The 20127-nt window shown below is 75.4% G+C and carries 17 protein-coding genes; 15 read left to right on the top strand and 2 right to left on the bottom strand.

Features of this window, described 5'->3' with window-relative positions; all coding sequences use genetic code 11:
- Nucleotides 1-188: 188 nt before the first annotated feature.
- The 11 genes from E0L36_RS08845 to E0L36_RS08895 all read left to right on the top strand — a co-directional run bounded on the left by E0L36_RS08845 (nucleotide 189) and on the right by E0L36_RS08895 (nucleotide 12548).
- Nucleotides 189-1232 (top strand): LacI family DNA-binding transcriptional regulator, encoded by a 1044-nt coding sequence (locus E0L36_RS08845; protein ID WP_180928263.1) that lies wholly within the window; start codon nucleotides 189-191, stop codon nucleotides 1230-1232.
- Nucleotides 1229-2209 carry a carbohydrate ABC transporter permease gene (locus E0L36_RS08850; RefSeq protein ID WP_180928264.1) on the top strand — a complete coding sequence of 327 codons (981 nt, stop codon included), beginning with the start codon at nucleotides 1229-1231 and terminating at the stop codon, nucleotides 2207-2209. The genes E0L36_RS08845 and E0L36_RS08850 overlap by 4 nt, the downstream gene beginning before the upstream one ends.
- Nucleotides 2206-3060: a carbohydrate ABC transporter permease gene (locus tag E0L36_RS08855; protein ID WP_180928265.1), complete on the top strand. Its 855-nt coding sequence runs from the start codon at nucleotides 2206-2208 to the stop codon at nucleotides 3058-3060. Before E0L36_RS08850 ends, E0L36_RS08855 begins: the two co-directional genes overlap by 4 nt.
- Nucleotides 3057-4418 (top strand): ABC transporter substrate-binding protein, encoded by a 1362-nt coding sequence (locus tag E0L36_RS08860; protein ID WP_180928266.1) that lies wholly within the window; start codon nucleotides 3057-3059, stop codon nucleotides 4416-4418. The genes E0L36_RS08855 and E0L36_RS08860 overlap by 4 nt, the downstream gene beginning before the upstream one ends.
- A gap of 37 nt (nucleotides 4419-4455) precedes the next feature.
- Entirely contained in the window at nucleotides 4456-5571 is a 1116-nt protein-coding gene (locus E0L36_RS08865; RefSeq protein ID WP_180928267.1) for an ADP-ribosylglycohydrolase family protein, read from the top strand.
- Nucleotides 5568-6767, top strand: a complete 1200-nt coding sequence (locus E0L36_RS08870) for an ADP-ribosylglycohydrolase family protein (protein WP_308416674.1) — start codon at nucleotides 5568-5570, stop codon at nucleotides 6765-6767. Before E0L36_RS08865 ends, E0L36_RS08870 begins: the two co-directional genes overlap by 4 nt.
- Nucleotides 6764-7930: an ADP-ribosylglycohydrolase family protein gene (locus tag E0L36_RS08875; RefSeq protein WP_180928268.1), complete on the top strand. Its 1167-nt coding sequence runs from the start codon at nucleotides 6764-6766 to the stop codon at nucleotides 7928-7930. Before E0L36_RS08870 ends, E0L36_RS08875 begins: the two co-directional genes overlap by 4 nt.
- Nucleotides 7927-9426 (top strand): ADP-ribosylglycohydrolase family protein, encoded by a 1500-nt coding sequence (locus E0L36_RS08880; RefSeq protein WP_180928269.1) that lies wholly within the window; start codon nucleotides 7927-7929, stop codon nucleotides 9424-9426. Before E0L36_RS08875 ends, E0L36_RS08880 begins: the two co-directional genes overlap by 4 nt.
- Nucleotides 9423-10316: a ribokinase gene (gene rbsK, locus E0L36_RS08885; protein WP_180928270.1), complete on the top strand. Its 894-nt coding sequence runs from the start codon at nucleotides 9423-9425 to the stop codon at nucleotides 10314-10316. The genes E0L36_RS08880 and rbsK overlap by 4 nt, the downstream gene beginning before the upstream one ends.
- Before the next feature lie 76 nt (nucleotides 10317-10392).
- Entirely contained in the window at nucleotides 10393-11601 is a 1209-nt protein-coding gene (locus E0L36_RS08890; RefSeq protein WP_180928271.1) for a CaiB/BaiF CoA-transferase family protein, read from the top strand.
- Nucleotides 11598-12548, top strand: coding sequence for a CoA ester lyase (locus E0L36_RS08895; protein WP_374705496.1), 951 nt, complete (start codon nucleotides 11598-11600; stop codon nucleotides 12546-12548). Before E0L36_RS08890 ends, E0L36_RS08895 begins: the two co-directional genes overlap by 4 nt.
- Before the next feature lie 15 nt (nucleotides 12549-12563).
- Here the strand turns inward: E0L36_RS08895 and E0L36_RS08900 are convergent, their stop codons facing one another.
- Together E0L36_RS08900 and E0L36_RS08905 are read right to left on the bottom strand one after the other, a co-directional pair.
- Nucleotides 12564-13628, bottom strand: coding sequence for a Gfo/Idh/MocA family protein (locus E0L36_RS08900; RefSeq protein ID WP_180928272.1), 1065 nt, complete (start codon nucleotides 13626-13628; stop codon nucleotides 12564-12566).
- 452 nt (nucleotides 13629-14080) lie between these two features.
- On the bottom strand, nucleotides 14081-14467 hold the full coding sequence (locus E0L36_RS08905) for a hypothetical protein (RefSeq protein WP_258015938.1): 387 nt from the start codon (nucleotides 14465-14467) through the stop codon (nucleotides 14081-14083).
- Between the two features lie 196 nt (nucleotides 14468-14663).
- Between E0L36_RS08905 and E0L36_RS08910 the strand changes: the two genes are divergently transcribed.
- The 4 genes from E0L36_RS08910 to E0L36_RS08925 all read left to right on the top strand — a co-directional run bounded on the left by E0L36_RS08910 (nucleotide 14664) and on the right by E0L36_RS08925 (nucleotide 20125).
- A complete protein-coding gene (locus E0L36_RS08910) occupies nucleotides 14664-15104 on the top strand; it encodes an Lrp/AsnC family transcriptional regulator (RefSeq protein ID WP_180928273.1) in 441 nt (146 codons plus the stop codon).
- Nucleotides 15105-15215: 111 nt separating this feature from the next.
- Nucleotides 15216-16856 (top strand): amidohydrolase, encoded by a 1641-nt coding sequence (locus tag E0L36_RS08915; protein WP_180928274.1) that lies wholly within the window; start codon nucleotides 15216-15218, stop codon nucleotides 16854-16856.
- A 696-nt stretch (nucleotides 16857-17552) separates the two neighbouring features.
- Nucleotides 17553-19358, top strand: coding sequence for an apolipoprotein N-acyltransferase (lnt, locus tag E0L36_RS08920; RefSeq protein ID WP_180928275.1), 1806 nt, complete (start codon nucleotides 17553-17555; stop codon nucleotides 19356-19358).
- Nucleotides 19355-20125 (top strand): polyprenol monophosphomannose synthase, encoded by a 771-nt coding sequence (locus E0L36_RS08925; RefSeq protein ID WP_180928276.1) that lies wholly within the window; start codon nucleotides 19355-19357, stop codon nucleotides 20123-20125. Before lnt ends, E0L36_RS08925 begins: the two co-directional genes overlap by 4 nt.
- Nucleotides 20126-20127: the final 2 nt, after the last annotated feature.

A 20127-nucleotide genomic window follows, 5' to 3' on the forward strand; every position in this document is an offset into this window, starting at 1 on the left:
TAAACGTTTCCAGCGGCTGTAAACCTTTTCACCACGCCGCCGGGGAAGCGCTCCGGTGCTCCGCCGTCCCGGCGGCCCCTCCGGCCCCCGGGCCCGGCGGGTTCGTCAACGGCCCGGCCGCCCGGGCACGTTCAGGTTCTGTCAGTCCCGCATCAACAGATGCCGACATCGAGGGGGCGAGTGTGGCGATGGCGAACGGGTCACCCACCATCGTGTCGATAGCGGAACGCGCGGGTGTCTCCATCGCCTCCGTCTCCCGGGTGCTCAACGGGCAGGTGGTACGGCCCGAGACCGAGGCGCGGGTGCGCGCCGCCGCGGCCGAACTCGGCTACGTGCCGAACGCCGTGGCGCGATCCCTCAAGGGAGGCCACACCCGCCAGTTGACCTTCGCGATGCCGGATATCGGCAACCCGGTCTACGTGGCCATGGTGCGCGAGATCCAGGCCGTCACCAAGGCCGCTGGCTACCGGCTGCTGCTGCACTCCACCGACGCCGTCGTGGACGACGAGATCGCCGTGGTGCGCAGCCTCGCCGACCGCACCAGCGACGGGCTGATCCTCTGCCCCATCCGCGTCGCCCCGGAGCACACCGAGGCGCTGGCGGCGGCGGCCGGACCCGTCGTCGTGATCGGCTCCCCGCCCGACGGGGCGCCGGTGGACTGCGTACGGGCCGACTCGGTGACCGGCGCCGGGCTGGCGGTGCGGCACCTGGCCGAGGAGGGCAGGCGGCGGATCGCCTTCGTCAACGGCCCGCCGGACACGGTGCCCGGCCGCAACCGGTCCGCCGGATACCGCTCCGCGCTCGCCGAACTCGGCCTCGCGTACGACGCCGCGCTGGAGACCACCACCGCGTTCGGGGTGGACGAAGGGGCCCGCGCCGCGGGAGATCTGCTCGACGCCCGGCCCGACATCGACGCCTTCTTCTGCGCCAACGACCAACTGGCCCTGGGCGCGGCCCGGTCGCTGCACGCCCGGGACGTCCGAATACCGCGCGACATCGCCGTCGCCGGGATGGACGACACCTCGCTGGCCCGGGCCGCCTGGCCCCCGCTCACCAGCGTCGACCTCGGCTCGGCCCGCCGCGGGGGACTGGCCGCCGGGATGCTGCTCGACCGGCTCGCCACGGAGGGCGGGCCGTCCCGGGAGGAACTGCCGCCCCGGCGGGTGACGGTGCCGCCCCGGCTGGTGGTCCGCGCCTCCACGACCGGCGGCCGGGAGGTGACGGCGGCATGAGCGCCCCGGCCACCCGCGCCTCCACCACCGGACGCCGCGCGGCCCCCACCTCCCGCGGGCGCGGCACGCCGCCGCCCCGCACCCCCCGGCAGCGCAAGGCCGCGCTCGGGCTCGACGGCGGCGGCTGGTTCCTGTTGCTGCCCGCGCTGATCCCGATCCTGGTACTCAGCGTCGGCCCGCTGCTGTACGGCGTCTCGCTGGCGTTCACCGACGCGCAGACCGGGCGGACCAGCCCGACGCAGGTCATCGGCGCCGACAACTTCGTCGACCTGCGGTACGACTCGCTGTTCTGGGAGTCCTTCCGGATCGGCCTGGTCTGGGCGGTCTCCGTCACCGCGCTCCAGTTCCTGCTGGCCCTCGGCCTGGCGCTGCTGCTCAACCAGAACCTGCGCTTCCGCTGGCTCGCCCGGACGCTCGCGCTGGTCCCCTGGGCCATGCCGGAGGTGGTGATCGGCATCATCTGGCGGCTCGTCTACCACCAGGACGCGGGCATCCTCAACAAGACGCTCACCGACCTCGGGCTCATCGGGGAGAACGTCGACTGGCTGACGAACCTCTCCCTCGCGCTCCCCGCGGTGATCCTCGTCGGGGTGTGGGCCGGGATGCCGCAGACCACCGTGGTGCTGCTGGCCGGTCTACAGAACGTGCCGCTGGAGCTGCGGGAGGCCGCCCAACTGGACGGCGCCGGGGTCTGGCGCCGCTTCCGGGCGGTCACCTGGCCCGCCATCGCCCCGGTGGTCGTGGCGATCACGGCGCTCAACTTCATCTGGAACTTCAACTCGTTCGGTCTGGTCTACGTCCTCACCAACGGCGGCCCCGGCGGCGAGACCCGCCTCCCGATGCTCTACGCCTATGAGGAGGCCTTCCGCTACGGCCAGTTCGGCTACGCCGCGGCGATGGGCCTCGCGATGATCGCGGTGATCGCCGTCTTCCTCACCCTGTTCCTGCGCAAGCGACTCAAGGAGGAGGCGGCATGAACGGCGTCACCGCGGTGCGCGCGCGGCGCGCCACCGGCCGGGCCGGGCAGTACCTCGCGCTCCTGTGCTACCTGGTCTTCCTCGCCTTCCCCCTGGTGTGGCTGGTCTCGACGGCCTTCAAGTCCCCCCGGGAACTGGGTTCCGTCGACCCGACCTGGATCCCCCGCGAGCCCGGGCTGGACAACTTCCGCGCGGCCTTCGACGCCCAGCCGCTGCTCGGCTCCGCGCTGAACAGCCTGCTCGTCGCGGGGAGCGCGGCGCTGATCGCGGTGACGCTGGCGGTGCCCGCGGCCTACGCCATGGTGCGCTACCGCTCCCGGGTGACGACCGCGGCCACCGGCTGGATCCTGGTCAGCCAGATGTTCCCGTTCGTGCTGGTCATCATCCCGCTGTTCATGGTGCTCAAGAACCTCCACCTGATCAACTCGCTGGCCGGGCTGACCGCCGTGTACGTGGTGTGGAACCTGCCCTTCTCGCTCTGGATGCTCCAGGGGTACGTGAAGGCGGTGCCGTACTCCCTGGAGGAGGCGGCGGCGGTGGACGGCGCCGGACGGCTGCGCACCCTGGTCAGCGTGGTCTTCCCGCTGCTCACCCCGGGACTGGTGGCGACGCTGATGTTCTCCTTCGTCACCGCCTGGAACGAGTTCTTCTTCGCCCTGGTCCTGCTCAAGTCCCCGGAGAACCAGACGATGTCCGTGATCCTCACGCACTTCATCGGCGATGAGGGCGCCGCCGACCTCGGCCCCCTCGCGGCGGCCTCCGTCCTCGCCACCCTGCCCAGCCTGGTCTTCTTCGCCCTGCTCCAGCGCAGACTGGTCAACGGGATGCTCGCCGGGGCGGTGAAGGGATGACCCTCCGCACCCCGCCCCGCACCCCGCGCCGCGCCGCCCGTCCGACGCGGACCGCGCTCGCCGCCGTCCTCGGGCTCGGCCTGCTCGCCGCCTGCGGCGGCGGGGACGGCCGCGACCGGGACGGCACGATCACCCTCGACTACCTCAGCCTCGCCTGGCAGAAGGAGTCCGTCGCGACCAACAAGGCGCTCGTCAAGCGGTGGAACGACAGTCACTCCAAGGTGAAGATCCGCTACGTCCAGGGCAGTTGGGACAACGTCCATGACCAGCTGCTGACCTCCTTCGAGGGCGGCGAGGCGCCGGACATCATCCACGACGCCGCCGACGACCTCACGGACTTCGCCCACGGCGGCTACCTCGCGGACCTCAGCGACCTGCTGCCGAAGCGGCTGCGCGACGGGATCCCGAAGGAGTCCTGGTCCACCACGACCTACCAGGGCGGCGTCTGGGGCGTGCCGATCCTGCACGAACCCCGAGTGCTGATCGCCAACACCAAGCTGCTGAGATCCTCCGGGGTCCGCGTGCCCACCGTGCGCGAGCCCTGGACCTGGCGCGAGTTCGAGGGCGTCGCCAGGAAGCTCACCGCCGACCGGAACGGCGACGGCCGCACCGACCGGTACGGCGTGGCCTGGGGGATGAGCGAGCCGGTCAGCCAGTCCGTCAACCTGTCCCGCTCCACCGGGGGCGAGATCATCGGCCGGGAGCGGACCGACGACGGCCCCAAGAACCGCGTCCGCTACGGCCCCCGCGAGTCCGCCGTGGCCGAGACCATCAACCGGCAGGTCAACAAGGACCGTTCGGCGCCCCGCAGCAGCCTCGGCATGCAGGGGTCGGACACCCTGCCCGGCTTCTTCGCCGGCCGCTACGCGATGGTGCCGCTGAACTTCTCCTTCCGGCAGCAGGTCCTCCAGCAGGCCCCGGACGGCTTCGAGTGGAGCGTGCTGCCGATGCCCGCGGGCGAGGGCCCCGACGGGCTCGCGCAGGGCGTCAGCCCGCAGACCCTGTCGGTGGCCGAGGACAGCGACCACAAGCAGGCCGCCGCCGACTTCGTCGCCTACCTGTCCCGCCCCGACCACCTGGCCGAACTGGCCAAGGGCGACTGGATACTGCCCACCGGCACCGAGGCGCTTCGCGACCCCGCGCTCAACACCCGCAAGCACGGCTGGAAGACCGGGGCGGACCTCGCCCGGAAGCTGCGGCCCGCTCCGGTGCTGGGCGTCCGCGGCTACCCGGAGTGGTCGGACAAGATCGCCACCCCCGCCTTCCAGCGGTACTACCGCGGGGACATCGACCTCGCGGCGCTGCGCTCCGCGCTGGTCGGCGACGGCAACCGGGTCCTCAACAGATACCAGCGCTGACAGGCGGTCCCACCGAGGAGAGAGCACGATCGGAACCATGAGCGCCACGTACCCCGCGTACCCCGCCGAGCCGCGGCCCCGCGCCGCGCCGCCCGGCACCCGAGTCACCGGCACCCGGCTCCACCCCGTTTCCGAGGAACCATCCCCGGCCGCACTCACCCCGCGCGTTCGGGCGCGGGGCGCGATGCTCGGGCTCGCCGTCGGGGACGCGCTCGGCGCGCCCGCCGAGAACCTGAAGCCCTCCCAGATCCGCGAGCGCTGGGGGCGCATCGAGGGCTTCGTCAGCGAGTCCCCGGCGGGTACCGACGACACCGAGTACGCCGTCTTCTCCGGGCTGCTGCTGGCCGACCACGGCTCCGCGCTGAGCGTCGAGCACGTCGAGGCGGCGTGGCACCAGTGGATCGCCGACCTCGACGAAGGCCCGTTCCGCGGCGCCGGGTTCAGCGAGCGCGGCACCCTGGAGAACCTGCGCAGAGGACTCGCGGCGCCGATCTCCGCGCAGCACCGGCACTCCTGGAGCGACGGCCTGGCCATGCGCGCCGCCCCCTTCGGGGTGTTCGCCGCCGGGCGCCCCGCCGAGGCCGCCCGGCTGGTCGCCATCGACGGCACCGTCAGCCACGACGGCGAGGGCATCTTCGGCGGCCGGGCCGTCGCCGCCGGGGTGGCCGCCGGTATGGTCGCGGAGGGCCCGGAGGCGGTCGTCCAGGCGGCGCTGTCGGTGATCCCCGAGGACTCCTGGACCTCCCGCTCGCTCCAGCGCGCGGTGTCCGTGGCGCGCCGCGCCCGGGTGGCGCCCGGCGCCAACCGGCTCAGCGTCGAGCGGGCGGTGCGCACCTCCGTCGTGATCGGTGGATACCCCTGGACCGACCTCGCCCCCGAGGCCGTCGGGCTGGCCTTCGGCGCCTTCACCGCGGCGGGCGGCGACTTCGCCGACGCCGTGCTGACCGCCGTCAACATGGGGCGGGACGCGGACACCACCGCCGCCGTCGCCGGGGCGCTGGCCGGGGCGCTCCGGGGCGAGCGGGCCATCCCCGCCGACTGGGCCGCCGCCATCGGCCCGGTGCGCGGCAGCTGCCTGCCCTCGATGGCGGGACGTCACATCCTGAACGTCGCGGACCGGCTGCTGCCCGACGACGAACGGGCCGCCTCGTGAACGCCGCCGCCCAGACCGCGCCCGCCCGGGCCCCGGAGAGCGGCGACCCGCTCCGCGTGGAGGGGCTGCTGCTCGGCATCGCCGCCGGAGACGCGGCGGGCTGGCCCTCCGGACGGCACCGGGCGGCCCGGATGCCCGACTGGACCCGGCGTCTCACCCGCGAACTCGACACCTTCGCCGAGCAGAACGCCACCACCACGCTGCCCGTGCCCATCGCGCTCAACCAGCCGCCCGAGCCGCTGCGGCTGGGCCCCTCGGACGACGCGGAGTGGGCCGCGCTCACCGCCCGCGCCGTGCTGTCGGCGGGCAGCGGGCGGGACACCGACCTCAGCCCCGACCAGCGGGTGCGGTCCGCGCTGACGCTCTCCTGGAACGCGCTGGCCGACGAGGTCGCCGCGGCGGCCGCCCGCGCCGACGAGATCGAGTCGGCCGAGATACCGCTGCGCGCCCGCATCTCGGTCCGCGCCGGTCTGGGCAACCTGGCCGCCGGGCTGCGCCCCCCGGCGACCGGCCACGACAACCCGCACTACTTCGACGACGCCGCCTGCGTGCGCGCCGCCGTGCTGGCCGTGGTCCACCCGGGGGCTCCGGAGGCGGCCGCCGCGCTCGCCGAGTTCGACGCCCGCTACACCCAGGACGACGACGGCGTGCACGGCGCCCGCGCCATGGCGGCCGCCGTCTCCGTCGCGCTGGCCGCGGGTCCGGCCGGCGCCTGCGTGGAGGCCGCCCTCGCCCAGCTGCCGGAGGGCACCGAGATCCGCCGGAACGCCCTGCACGCGGTGCGGCTCGCCCGGGCCGCCGTGGCTCCCGGACCGGGGCGGCCCGGCACCGCGTTCGCGCTGGTCCCGGTGCTCGAACACGAGATCGTCGACCACGTCTACAGCTACGGCATCGCCGCCGCCGAGACCGTGCCGGTGGCCCTCGCCCTCGCCCTCGCCTCGGCCGGGACCATCGGCGAGGCGGTGCCCGCCGCGGCCTGCCTCTCCCGGGTGGCGGACTCGGCGCCCGCCCTCACCGGCGCGCTGACCGGCGCCCTCGGCGGCGCGCGGCCGCTGCCCGCCAGCTGGCGGGACGCCTGCCGCACCCTCTCCGGCTGCGCGCTGCCCCCGCTCGCGGGGGTCGACCTCGTCGAACTCGCCGCCCACCTCGTCGACAACCAGCTGCCCACCCCCTCGGCGGAAGGACCCCTCGCATGACCACCGTGACAGCCACCCCCTCGCTCACCGACCGCGCGGCCGGATGCCTGGTCGGCGCCGCTGTCGGGGACGCCCTCGGCGGCCCGGTCGAGGGCTGGAGCCCCGAGGCCATCGCGGAGCGGCACGGCGGCCGGGTCCGCGGCATCGTCGAGCCGTTCCACCGGGAGGACTGGCGCACCGCCCGTCCCATCGCCCCGTACCACAAGGGCGACGGGCACGTCACGGACGACACCCTGATGACGCACGCGCTGATCCGGGTGTACGAGAGGGTCCGCGACCACCTCGACGCCTACGCGGTCGCCGACCACCTGGTGCCCGACCTGATCGGCACCCCCCGCTGGATTCCCGAACTGGAGGCGGAGGCCCTCCCGTTGCAGCGGATCTTCCTCGCGGAGAAGTGGATAGTGGCCCGGATCCACTACGGTCACGTCGACCCCCGGGAGGCGGGCGTCGGCAACATCGTCAACTGCGGTGCCGCGATGTACATGGCGCCCGTCGGGGTGGTCAACGCCTGCGCGCCGGACGCCGCCTACGCCGAGGCGCTGGACGTGGCGGGCGCGCACCAGTCCTCGTACGGGCGGGAGGCCGCCGGGGTGTTCGCCGCCGCCGTGGCCGCCGCCTTCGTCCCCGGCGCCACCCCGCGCTCGGTGGTCGAGGAGGCCCTGCGGCTGGCCAAGGACGGGACGCGCGCCGCGATCGAGGCGGTCTGCGAGGAGGCCGTGCGGTACGACGACTTCGAGGAGGCGCTGGCGCCGCTGCGAGCCGCCGTCGCCCCGTTCGACACCGTCGGCCCCGAGTACCGCAGCCCCTCGCTGGGCGCCCGGCGCCCCTCCCGGCTGCACTCCATCGAGGAGCTGCCGGTGGCGCTCGGGATGCTGCTGGTGGGCGGCGGCGACTACCGGCACACCGTGCTCGGCGCCGTCAACTACGGGCGGGACTGCGACTCCATCGCCACCATGGGCGGCGCCCTCGCCGGGGCGCTGTACGGCGCGGACACGGTCCCCGAGGAGTGGAGCACCGAGGTCGCCCGGGCGAGCAGGCTGGACCTGCGCGGCCCCGCGGAGCGCCTCAGCGCCGTCGCCCGCGAGGTGTTCGAGCGCGACGCGCGACGCCGCCGCGCGCACGAGACCGCGTTCGCCGCGCTGAGCGGAGCCGCCCGGTGACCGCCCCGGTCCGCCTGACCTGGGCACAGCCCGAGGACCTGGTCGGCCACGAGCTGCGCCAGGCCGCCCAGGACGGCCGGGACGCCACCCCCGTCGCCCAGCGCTGGCGGGCCGCCGGGGGCCTCCCGGCACCGGAGCGCGCGGGCGCCTCACCCGGGCCGGCCGACCCCGCGCTGCGCGCCCTCGCCGCCCGGCTCCTCGACGAACTCGCCACGCTGCCCAGCCCGTTGGCCAAGGACGAACCCACCGAGCTGGACGCCGTCCGCGCCGCCTGCCCCGACTGGCCCGGGCCCCGGGCCGAGGTCGTGGGGCCGCCGGGGGGCGGCCCCACGACCTCCGGCGACCCCGCGCTGGAGCGGCGGCTGCACGCCGCCTGGCTGGGCCGGGCCGTGGGCTGCGTTCTCGGTAAACCGGTCGAGAAGCTGCCACTCGACGGCATCCGGGCCATCGCCCGCTCCACCGGCAACTGGCCGCTGCGTACCTGGTTCACCGAACGCGGCCTCGACCCGGCGGTGGCCGCCGCCCACCCCTGGAACCGCCGCTCCCGCGCCACCTCGCTCGCCGAGAACATCGACGGGGCGCCGGAGGACGACGACCTCAACTTCCCGCTCCTCGCCCTGCTGCTGCTCGACCGCCACGGACACGGCTTCGGCACCGCCGACGTGGCGCGGCTCTGGCTGGACGAACTCCCGGCGGGCCGGGTCTTCACCGCCGAGCGGATCGCCTACCGCAACCTGCTGGACGGGATCGAGCCCCCGCACACCGCGCGGTACCGCAACCCCTTCCGGGAGTGGATCGGCGCCCAGATCCGCGCCGACGTCCACGGCTGGACCCACCCCGGCGACCCGGCCGCCGCCGCCACCGCGGCCTGGCGGGACGCGACGCTCACCCACACCGGGAACGGCGTCTACGGCGCGATGTTCGCCGCCGCCGCCCTCGCCGAGGCGGCGGGCGGCGGCGCGGACGTCGAGAGCTGTCTGCGCGCCGGGCTCTCCGTCGTCCCCGCCCGCTCCCGGCTGGCCCACGCGGTGCGTCACGGCGTGGAGCTGGCCCGGGCCGAACCCACCGGCGGCGCCGAGGGGTTCGCCACCGTCGTCGACCAGCTGCACGCCACCTACGCCGGGCACCACTGGGTGCACGTGCTGCCCAACGCCGCGCTGCTGGCCGCCGCGCTGACCCACGCGGGCGGCGACTTCTCCGGCAGCGTCTGCCGGGTGGTGTCCGGCGGCTGGGACACCGACTCGAACGGCGCGACCGCGGGCTCCCTGACCGGCGCGCTGGCCGGTTCGCCCGGGGCGCTGCCCCGGCACTGGACGGACCCCCTCCACGACCGGCTCCGCACCAGCGTCGCTGGGTTCGACGGCGTCAGCTTCGCCGCGCTCGCCGCCCGCACCGCCGCCCACGCCGCCCCGCCCCCGTCCGCCGGGACCACCGCGCCCACGACGGCACCGGAACCCGCAGCAACCGCAGCAACATCTCAGGAGGCCACCGCATGAGCATCGCCGTCCTCGGCAGCACCAACATGGACCTGGTCGTGGGGGTGCGGACCGCCCCCCTGCGCGGGGAGACGGTGCACGGCCACGACTTCCGCACCATCCCCGGCGGCAAGGGCGCCAACCAGGCCACCGCCGCGGCCCGGGCGGGCGGCGCGGTCACGATGGTCGGCGCGGTCGGGGACGACGAGTTCGGGCGGCGGCTGCGCGCCGGGCTCGCGGCGGACGGCGTGGACGTCACCGGACTGCGGACGCTGCCCGGGCCGAGCGGCACGGCCCACATCGTGGTCGACGCGGAGGGCGGCAACTCCATCGTCGTCGTCCCCGGCGCCAACGGCGGGGTCACCGGGCTCGCCGAGGGGGACGAGGAGCGGATCGCCCGGTGCGACGCCCTCCTCCTCCAGCTCGAACTGCCCCTGGAGGGCGTGCTGGCCGGGGCCGTGGCCGCCCGCGAACACGGGGTGCGCACCGTGCTCACCCCCGCACCGGCGCGGCCGCTGCCCGCCGAACTGCTCGCCGTCACCGACCTGCTGGTGCCCAACGAGCACGAGGCCGCGGCGCTCACCGGGCTCTCCGACCCGCGCGCGGCGGGTGAGGCGCTGCTCAAGGAGGTCCCGGAGGTCGTCATCACCCTGGGCGAGGCGGGGAGTTACCGGGTCGCGCGGGACGCCGAGCCGGTCCGTGTGCCCGCGCTGCCCGTGCGCGCGGTCGACACAACGGCCGCCGGTGACACCTTCGTCGGCGCGCTCAGCGTGGCCGTCAGCGAGGGCCGACCGGTGCCCGAGGCGATGGCCTGGGCCGCCGCCGCCTCCGCGCTGGCCGTCCAGCGGCCGGGCGCCAGCTCGTCGATGCCCACCCGCGCGGAGATCGACGCACTGGCCGACGGCCGCTGACATCCCTGCCCACAGCCTCCCCGCACCCTGCCCGCACGCTCCCCGCACCACCGCACCAGCAGAGAGACGCCAGCGCATGAACGACACCGCCGCCGCGCGGCCCGCCCCCCTGGAGGGCCTGCGCGTCCTCGACCTCGCCACGCTCTTCGCCGGACCGCTCGCGGCCACCATGCTCGGTGACTTCGGCGCCGAAGTGATCAAGGTGGAGCACCCCGGCAGGCCGGACCCCTCGCGGGGCCACGGACCCGCCAAGGACGGGGTGGGCCTGTGGTGGAAGCTCCTCGGCCGGAACAAGCGGAACCTCACCCTCGATCTGTCCAGCCCGGGAGGCCGGGAGGTACTGCTCCGGCTCGTGGCCGAGTCGGACGTGGTGGTGGAGAACTTCCGCCCCGGCACCCTGGAGAAGTGGAACCTCGGCTGGGACGAGCTGTCGGCCGCCAACCCGCGCCTGGTGCTCGCCCGGGTCACCGGGTTCGGGCAGCACGGCCCGTACGCCCACCGCCCGGGCTTCGGCACCCTCGCGGAGGCGATGAGCGGCTTCGCCGCGATCACCGGCGAACCCGAAGGGCCGCCCACCCTGCCCCCGTTCGGACTGGCCGACTCCGTCACGGCGCTGGCCACCGCGTACGCGGTGCTCACCGCCCTCTCCGGGCGCGACCGCACCGGCAGCGGCCAGATCGTGGACATGGCCATCATCGAGCCGCTGCTCACCGTCCTCGGCCCCCAGCCGCTCTGGTACGACCAACTCGGCTACGTCCAGCCCCGGACGGGCAACCGCTCCACCAACAACGCGCCCCGCAACACCTACCGCACCGCGGACGACGGCTGGGTCGCGGTCTCCACCTCCGCCCAGTCCATCGCCGAGCGCGTGCTGCGCCTGGTCGGGCGCCCGGAGCTGATCGACGAGCCCTGGTTCGCCACCGGAGCCGGCCGGGCGGAGCACGCCGCCGAACTCGACGAGGCGGTCGGCTCCTGGATCGCCCGCCACGACCGCGCCACCGTCCTCGCCGCCTTCGAGGAGGCGCAGGCCGCGGTCGCGCCGATCTACGACGTACGGGACGTGCTGGAGGACCCGCAGTACCGGGCGCTGGACACGGTCACCACCGTGGACGACCCGGAACTCGGGCCGCTGCGCATGCAGAACGTCCTCTTCCGGCTCTCCGGGACGCCCGGCGCGATCCGCTGGGCGGGACGCCCACACGGCGCCGACACCGACGGCATCCTGGCCGAACTGGGGCTCACCGAGGCGGAGATCGAGACCCTGCGCGCGGAGGGCGCCCTGTGAGCGCCCGCGCCCCGCGCCGCTCCGGACCGCACGGCTCCCGAACGCACGGCACCCCACCGCACGCCCCGCCGCCGGAGGCGCTCGGTGGACTCCGCTCGGCCTGGCTGACCTGGCTCTACGTGCCGGGCGACCGCCCGGCGGTGGTCGCCAAGGCGCTGACCTCCGGCGCCGACGTGGTCCTGATCGACCTGGAGGACGGCGTCGCCCCGGACCGTAAGGACTACGCGCTGGACGCCACCGCGGAACTGCTCTCCACCTCCGACGCCACCGCCCCGGCCGGTCCGCCGCACGTCCGGCTCAGCGCCTCCGGCGGGCCGCGCGCCGAACGCGAGGTGGACGTCCTGGCGGCACTGCCCGGCCTGGGCGGGCTCCGGCTGCCCAAGGTCGGCGGCCCGGCGGACGTCCGGTGGGTGGCCGAGCGGGCGCGGGGCGCCCGGTCGTCCGTCGTCCCGCCGCTCTACCCGCTGCTGGAGTCGGCCCGCGGTATCGAGGCCGCGTTCGCCATCGCCACCGCCCACCCCGCGGTGTGCGGCATCGCGCTGGGCGAGGCCGACCTGCGGGCCGATATCGGGGTCACCGACGACGCGGGGCTCGACTGGCCGCGCAGCCGCGCCGTCGTGGCCGCCCGCGCCGCCGAACTGGCCCCGCCCCCGCAGTCGGTCTTCACCGACGTACGCGATCTCACCGGGCTGGCCGCGTCCTGCGCCGCTGGCCGGGCCCTCGGCTTCCTGGGCCGCACCGCCATCCACCCCCGTCAACTCCCCGTGATCGAGCGGGCGTTCCTGCCGAGCCCGGAGGAGGTCGGACGGGCGGAGGAGATCGTCACGGCGGCCCTGACCGAGGCGGGCGCGCTGGCGCTGCCCGACGGCCGCTTCGTCGACCCGGCGGTGGTGGCCGGAGCCCAGCGCACCCTCGCGCTGGCCCGCAGGGGGCGGCGGACCGGGTGACGGCGGCGCGGCTCGCTACCCGGCCGTCCAGGCCGCCACGTCCGGGACGGGCACGGGCACCGAACCCCGCTCCAGCGACCGGCCGCCCGCCACCCCCACCAGCGAGGCCGCCACCGCCTGGCGTACCCCCACCCGGGGCGGTGCCCCCTCCAGCAGGGTGTCCCGGAACGCCTCAACCACCAGGGCCGTGCCCTCCTCCGCCCGCTCGACCAGACGGCCACCCCGCCGCAGCCGGGGTGGGTCCCGGCGGACGTCCCGGACCGTCCCGCCGTTCGCCCACGGCTCCCGCCGGACGCGCACCACCCACGCCTCGTCCCCCGGGGCACGCGCCGACTCCGCGAGCCCCCGGGTGCCGCGCACCGAGACCCAGGACCAGTGACTGTCCGGCTCGCCCTGGAGGAAGGTCTGCCGGGTCACCGCCAGCGCGCCGCTCGACAGCCGGACGACCAGCACGGTCGCCCCCGGCCTCGGCCCCGGCAGCACCGGGTGCGCGGTCACCTCGACGGGCCACGCGCCGGTGAGGTCGAGCACCGGGCTCAGGGTGTGCGTGCAGTACGCGGTGGGGCCGATCCGCCCCCGCCAGTGCCCCGGGTCGCCCACCAGCGCCGCCTCCCGCTCCGGGGACAGCCCGTGCAGGTAGTCGGCCTCGATCAGGGTCACCTCGCCGATCTCGCCGCCGCCCAGGGACTCCGCGAGCAACCGGACGTGCGGATGCAGCACGTAGTTCTCCGCGAAGGAGTACCGCGCCGGGCCGCGCTCGGCCGCCTCGACCAGTGCCCGCCCCTCCTCCTCCGTCCCGCACGCCGCGCACTCCGCGAGCACGTGAACTCCGCGCTCCAGGAAGGCGACGGACGGCTCGGCGTGCGCGTCGAAGTCATGGGCCAGCACCACACCGTCCAGCGGCCGGTCGAGCAGCTCCGGCCAGTCACGGGCCGTCCACGCGCCGGGGAACTCCGCCGCCGCGGACGCCAGCACCTCCGCGTCGCGCTCGCAGAGCGCGGCCACCTCCAGCCCCAACCGGGCACACCAGCGGGCCAGTTCACGCCCCCGCCGCAGTCCGACCACACCGATCCTCGCCATGGCGGGAGCCTGCGCCCTCCCCGCGGCGTCGGCAAGCGAATATCACCCGGGCACCCGGACGGGCGGGGGAGACGCCCCCGTCCAGCCCCACCACCCCGGCGTACCGCGCCCCCGGGTGCCCAACGCGCCCGGTACGCGGGGGCGTTGGGCCGCGTCGGTGCTGGGCCGTCGCCCGGGCTCGTGAAGACGAAACGGTGTCGGACGGGGCGGGTTGGAGTCCGCCGGGGTGCCCGGCGGGCCGCGTCCGCGTCCCCGGCCGGTGGCGGAACGGATCCCCGCCACCCCACCCCACCGGCCCGACTCCGCTCCGGACAGGGCTGGTTACCCCGTACCGGGCGGGAAGTACCGCCGCGCGGGCGGTGGATGGGAACGCACGGACGGCGCGGAACCGCTCGGGCGAGAGGTGGGGGAACCGGTGATCGGTGATCGGCGCCCGCGGCGCCGTGGGGCGGTCAGCCCTGACGGGCCGCCATCCGCACCATCGGACGCGAGCTGGGGCCGCCGATGTGCGAGAACGGCTGCGTCCGCCAGTCCAGCCCCTCGGGCAGTGTCAACAGCGCCGCGGCGTCCTCCTGGGTGTGGCCCGCGTCATCGGCCGGCGGCGCGTCCGCCACCCGGCGTCCTGACCCCTGGCAGACCGTCAGCCCGAAGGGATCCCAGGGCGTCGGGCACAGCGCGTGCGGGGGAAGCTCCTCCTCGTGTGCCAGCACGGCGATCGGCTGGCCGCAGTCCGGGCAGCTGACCCGGAAGATGTCGTAGAACTCGCCGTCGGACACGGCGCCTCGGGTGCGCTCCGCCGTGTCCTCGTCCTCCGTGGCACGGATCGGCTGTGTGCGCATGCAACCCCCCTCGGGTGGACCGGCCGGGCTGCTGTCTCCGGCTCCAGCAAGGATTTCCCGTCGTGTCTCCCCCGTAATCTCCACGCCCGGACCGACCGTGGGGCGCGAGTGTGGCCTTGCTCACATCCCCTGCCGTGCCGGGGGCGGACCGCGCTCCCGGTGTGCCGGGGAGCGCCCGGCGCAGTAGGTTGAGCGGGTGGAGGACTTGGACCGGCAGATCGTGGAACTGCTCGTCACCGACGGGCGGATGAGCTACACCGACCTGGGCAAGGCCACCGGCCTGTCCACCTCGGCCGTACACCAGCGGGTACGCCGGCTGGAGCAGCGGGGGGTGATCCGGGGGTACGCGGCGATCGTCGACCCGGAGGCGGTCGGCCTGCCGCTCACCGCGTTCATCTCCGTCAAACCCTTCGACCCCAGCGCGCCCGACGACATCGCGGACCGGCTCGCCGAGGTCCCCGAGATCGAGGCGTGCCACAGCGTCGCGGGGGACGAGAACTACATCCTCAAGGTGCGCGTGGCCACCCCCATCGAACTGGAGCACCTGCTGGCCCGTATCCGCAGCCTGGCCGGGGTGTCCACCCGTACCACCGTGGTGCTCTCCACGCCCTACGAGGCCCGCCCGCCCCGCGTGTGACCCCACGCGACCGGCGCGCGCCGCCGCGGCCGGGCCCAACCCCCGGTATCCGACGGGTCCCCGGCCACCCCCGCGCACCACGCGACGGCGCGCGGGCGGGAAACTGGTCCCATGAACGACAGCACCGCGTCCCCCGCCGACGGCCCCACCACCCTGCTGCGCGGCGGCGCCGTCCACAGCCCCGCCGACCCGTTCGCCACCGCGATGGTCACCCAGGGTGGCCGGATCGCCTGGGTCGGCTCCGAGGGCGCGGCCGACTCCTTCGCCGACGGCGTGGACGAGACGGTGTGGCTGGACGGCGCGCTCGTCACCCCGACCTTCACGGACGCGCATGTGCACACGACGTCCGCCGGGTTGGCGCTGACCGGGCTGGACCTCGCCGGGGCGGCCGACCCCCGCGAGGCGCTGGAACGGATCCGCGCGCACGCCGCCCGGCATCCCGGGGCCGGGGTGCTGCTGGGCACCGGCTGGGACACCACCGACTGGCCCGGCCAGCGCCACCCCAGCCGTGCCGAACTGGACGAGGCGGCCGGCGGACGGCCGCTCTACCTCTCCCGCGTCGACGCCCACTCGGCGCTCGCCAGCACCGCGCTGCTCGCCCTCGTCCCGCACGTCAGCGACCTCGACGGCTGGGCGGACGAGGCGCCGCTCACGGGCGCCGCGCACCACGCGGTGCGGGCCGCGGCGCACGCCGCGCTCAGCCCCGGGCAGCGTGCCGAGGCCCAGCGCGCGGCGCGCGCGCACGCCGCCTCGCTCGGGATCGGCGCGCTGCACGAGTGCGGCGGCCCGGAGATCTCCAGCGTCGAGGACCTGACCGGACTGCTGGAGCTGGCCGCCCGCGAACCCGGCCCGCACGTCTTCGGCTACTGGGCCGAACTCGTCGCGTCCGCGAAGGAAGCGGAGGCGATCCGGCGGCTCGGAGCGCTCGGCGCGGCCGGTGACCTCTTCGTCGACGGCTCGCTCGGCTCGCACACCGCCTCCCTCACCCACCCCTACGCCGACGCCCCGCACACCGGGCGGGCCCACCTCGACGCCGACGCGGTGGCCGGGCACATCGCCGCCTGCACGGAGGCGGGACTCCAGGCGGGCTTCCACGCCATCGGGGACGGCGCGCTGGAGACCGTCACCCAGGGCGTGCGCCGCGCCTCCACCGTCGTCGGCCACGGCCGTATCCGCGCGGCCCGGCACCGGGTGGAGCACGCCGAGATGCTCACCGCCGAAACCATCTCCGCCTTCGCGGAGTTCGCCCTCACCGCCTCCGTACAGCCCGGTTTCGACGCGGCCTGGGGCGGGGCGGACGGCATGTACGCACGGCGCCTCGGCGCCGACCGCGCCCGCACCCTCAACCCGTACGCCGCGCTCCAGCGCGCGGGCGTCCCGCTCGCGCTCGGCTCGGACTGCCCCGTCACGCCCCTCGGCCCCTGGGCCGCGGTGCGGGCCGCCGCCTTCCACCGCACCCCCGAGCACCGGATCTCGGTCCGGGGCGCGTTCACCGCGCACACCCGTGGCGGCTGGCGCGCGATCGGCCGGGACGACGCGGGCGTTCTCGTCCCGGGCGCACCCGCCGACTACGCGGTCTGGACCACCGGGGACCTCGTGGTGCAGACGCCCGACGACCGGGTCGCCAACTGGTCGACCGATCCACGCTCCGGCACCCCGGGGCTCCCCGACCTCACGCCGGGTGCCCAACTCCCCGTCTGTCGGCGGACGGTGGTTGACGGACGCACCGTCTACGCACGACCGAACGAGTGACGTACTGCCGCGCCATACCGCCGAACGACGTGCCGTCGGCCTGTCGGCCCCCGCGAACCGCTCCGCACTGACCTGGTACTTCTCCGAAACGCCGCAGGTTACGAAGCTGTTGACAGGAAACCGACGGAGACGGGTAGGTTCAGCCGAGTCCACCACAGGACGTCCGACCGGGGAACTTCCGCGCAGTCGTCGAACGCCGCTGGGCCATGGGGTGGTGCGCCGAGCTGGCACACCACCGCTGGGAGCCAGGTCCAGCGCCCGCGGCACGGGGGCGGAGGCTTCCGGCTGGTTGGCAGGTGCGACCCGGGGCGGGGCCCGGACGCTCAGTAGACAACGGCTCTCGGTCGGCCCGCAGCCAGCGGGTCCCAGGTCGGCCCGAAGGGCGCCGGGTCCCGATCCGCCGCGGCGGACGCCGTGGCCGTCCCCACCCGGTCACCCCCTCCCGTCGCCGGAACCACAGCCCCGGACCCCTGGCGGCCCGGCGTCTCCGCAGGTCTCCCCGCCTCCACGTCCCACCCCCCTTGCCCCACCCGGTGTCCCCCGTGGCGGGGGCCCGGAGAGGGCGGGGAGGGCGGCGGGCGCCGGCTCCGGCCGCCCGGCCGCCGGAGCGTCCCGCGCGCCGGAGCCGTCACCGCCGTGCGTTCCCACCCACCCCGCGTGCGGTGCCGTGCGGGATGTACCGTCACCTCACCACCGATGACCTCCAGGAAGGCCGCGACCGTGCCATCGGGCCACGACACCACCGCAGCACCCGCTCCCGACGGCCCCTCCACGGCCGAGTCGGAGCACCAGGGCGCCCCGACCCCCGCGGACGGCCAGACCCCCCGCGACGCCGGGTCCGCGCCGGAGCCCGGCGCCCCGGACGCGGACCAGGGGGCCGACGGCCCCCGTCCCTCCGCCGGGCGCCGTCTCCTGGCGCGGGCCCGGCGGGGAGCCCCCCGCGCCGCGGGCGCCGCGGCCGCCGGGGTGGCGCTCGCCCTCGCCTTCCCCCCGTACGGCCTGTGGCTGCTCTCGCCGCTGGCGGTGGCCGCGCTGTCCCTGCTGACGCGGGGCCGCACGGCGCGCGGTGGAGCCTGGATCGGGCTCGCCTTCGGCTGGCCCTTCTTCACCGTCCTGCTCAAGTGGCTGCACGTGGTGGGCTGGGACGCGGTGATCGGCCTCGCCTTCCTCCAGGGACTCTTCGTCGCCGCGCTCGGCGCGGGGCTGGCCGTCACCTCCCGGCTACCGCTCTGGCCCCTGTGGGGCGCCTGCCTCTGGGTGGCCGAGGAACTGGCCCGGGACCGGTTCCCGTTCGGCGGCTTCCCCTGGGGGCGGCTCGCCTTCGCCAACACCGGCTCCTCCTTCACGCCGCTCGCGGCGCTCGGCGGCGCCCCGCTGGTCACCTTCGCCGTCGCGCTCACCGGCACACTGCTGGCCGCCGTCGCCTGGTCGGCCTGGCGGTCGCGCCGGGCTCCGCGCACCGTGCGGAGCCTCGCCCCGGCGGCGGGGAGCCTGGCGCTCGCTGGAGCGGTCACCGCGGCCGGATACGCGGTACCGGTGCCGACCGCGGCGGACGACACGGTCGAGATCGCCGTGGTGCAGGGCAACGTCCAGCAGCCCGGCATGGACTTCCTGGGCCGTCCGATGAAGATCCTCAACAACCACGTCGAGGCCACCCTGGACCTCGCGAAACGGGTCGACCGGGGCGAGGCCGACCAGCCCGACCTGGTGATCTGGCCGGAGAACGCATCCGACCTGGACCCCCACAAGTACCCAGAGGCGCGGCGGCGGATCGACGAGGCCGTCCGCGCCATCGGCGTGCCCGTGCTGGTCGGCGCCCTGGTGGACCACCCCACCAAGGAGGGGTACGTCGAGAACCAGGGCATCGTCTGGGACCCGAAGACCGGTCCCGGCGCCTCCTACACCAAGCAGCACCCGGTGCCCTTCGGTGAGTACGTCCCCTACCGGGACCAGCTCAGCAAGATCATCTCCCGGCTCGACCGGGTGCCGCGCGACTTCTACCCGGGGGAGAAGTCGGGCGTCCTACAGACCGGCCCCGCCCGGCTCGGCGACGTGATCTGCTTCGAGGTCGCCTACGACGAGATCCCCCGGGACACCGTCAACGACGGGGCCCGCGCGCTCGTCGTCCAGACGAACAACGCCACCTACGGCGAGACGGGTCAGCCCGAGCAGCAGCTCGCCATGTCCAAGCTGCGGGCCATCGAACACGGCCGCGCCATCGTCACCGCCGCGCCCAGCGGCATCAGCGCCATCGTGGCGCCGGACGGCACGATCCAGCAGCGCACCGAGGAGTTCACGCGGGACGTCCTCACCGGAAGCCTGCCGCTGCGGGACGACCGGACGCTGGCGGACCGCGTCGGTGCGGCGCCCGAGTGGACACTCGCTATGGTGGGCGCCCTGTCCTGCGCCGGGGCCTGGTTCCTCGGCCGCCGGGCACGCCGGGCGACACCCGAGGGGAGCCCGGAGCAGGAAGTCGACACCGAGGGGCAGGGGAAGCAGTGACGGACGCCGGAGAGCAGAGGGAGTTCGGGCCGCTCGGCACCGCGCTGGTCATCATCCCGACCTACAACGAGGCGGACAACATCCAGCAGGTGGTCTCCCGGGTGCGCGCCGCCGTACCGGAGGCGCACGTCCTGATCGCCGACGACAACAGCCCCGACGGCACCGGCAAGGTCGCCGACGAGCTGGCGGCCGAGGACGACCAGGTGCGCGTGCTGCACCGGCGCGGCAAGGAGGGCCTGGGCGCCGCCTACCTCGCCGGGTTCCGGTGGGGCATCGAGCACGGCTTCGGGGTGCTGGTGGAGATGGACGCCGACGGCTCGCACCAGCCCGAGGAGCTGCCCCGGCTGCTGACCGCGCTCCGGAGCGCGGACCTGGTGATCGGCTCCCGCTGGGTGCCCGGCGGCCGCATCGTCAACTGGCCCGCGCACCGCAAGGCGATCTCGCGCTGCGGCAGCCTGTACTCCCGGATCATGCTCGACGTGGCGATGCGTGACGTGACCGCCGGGTTCCGCGCCTTCCGCAAGGAGACGCTGGAGGGCATCGACATGGACAGCATCGCCTCACAGGGCTACTGCTTCCAGGTCGAGCTGACCCGCCGCGCGGTCGGCGCCGGGTTCCACGTGACGGAGGTGCCCATCACCTTCGTGGAGCGGGAGCGCGGCGACTCCAAGATGAGCCAGGCGATCGTCGCGGAGGCGTTCTGGCGGGTGACCGCCTGGGGCGTGGAGGGCCGGGTGAAGAAAGTCCTCGGCCGCAGGCACACTTGAAC

Origin of the sequence: Streptomyces sp. AJS327 (genome assembly GCF_013450295.1) — a bacterium.
Taxonomy (GTDB): domain Bacteria; phylum Actinomycetota; class Actinomycetes; order Streptomycetales; family Streptomycetaceae; genus Streptomyces.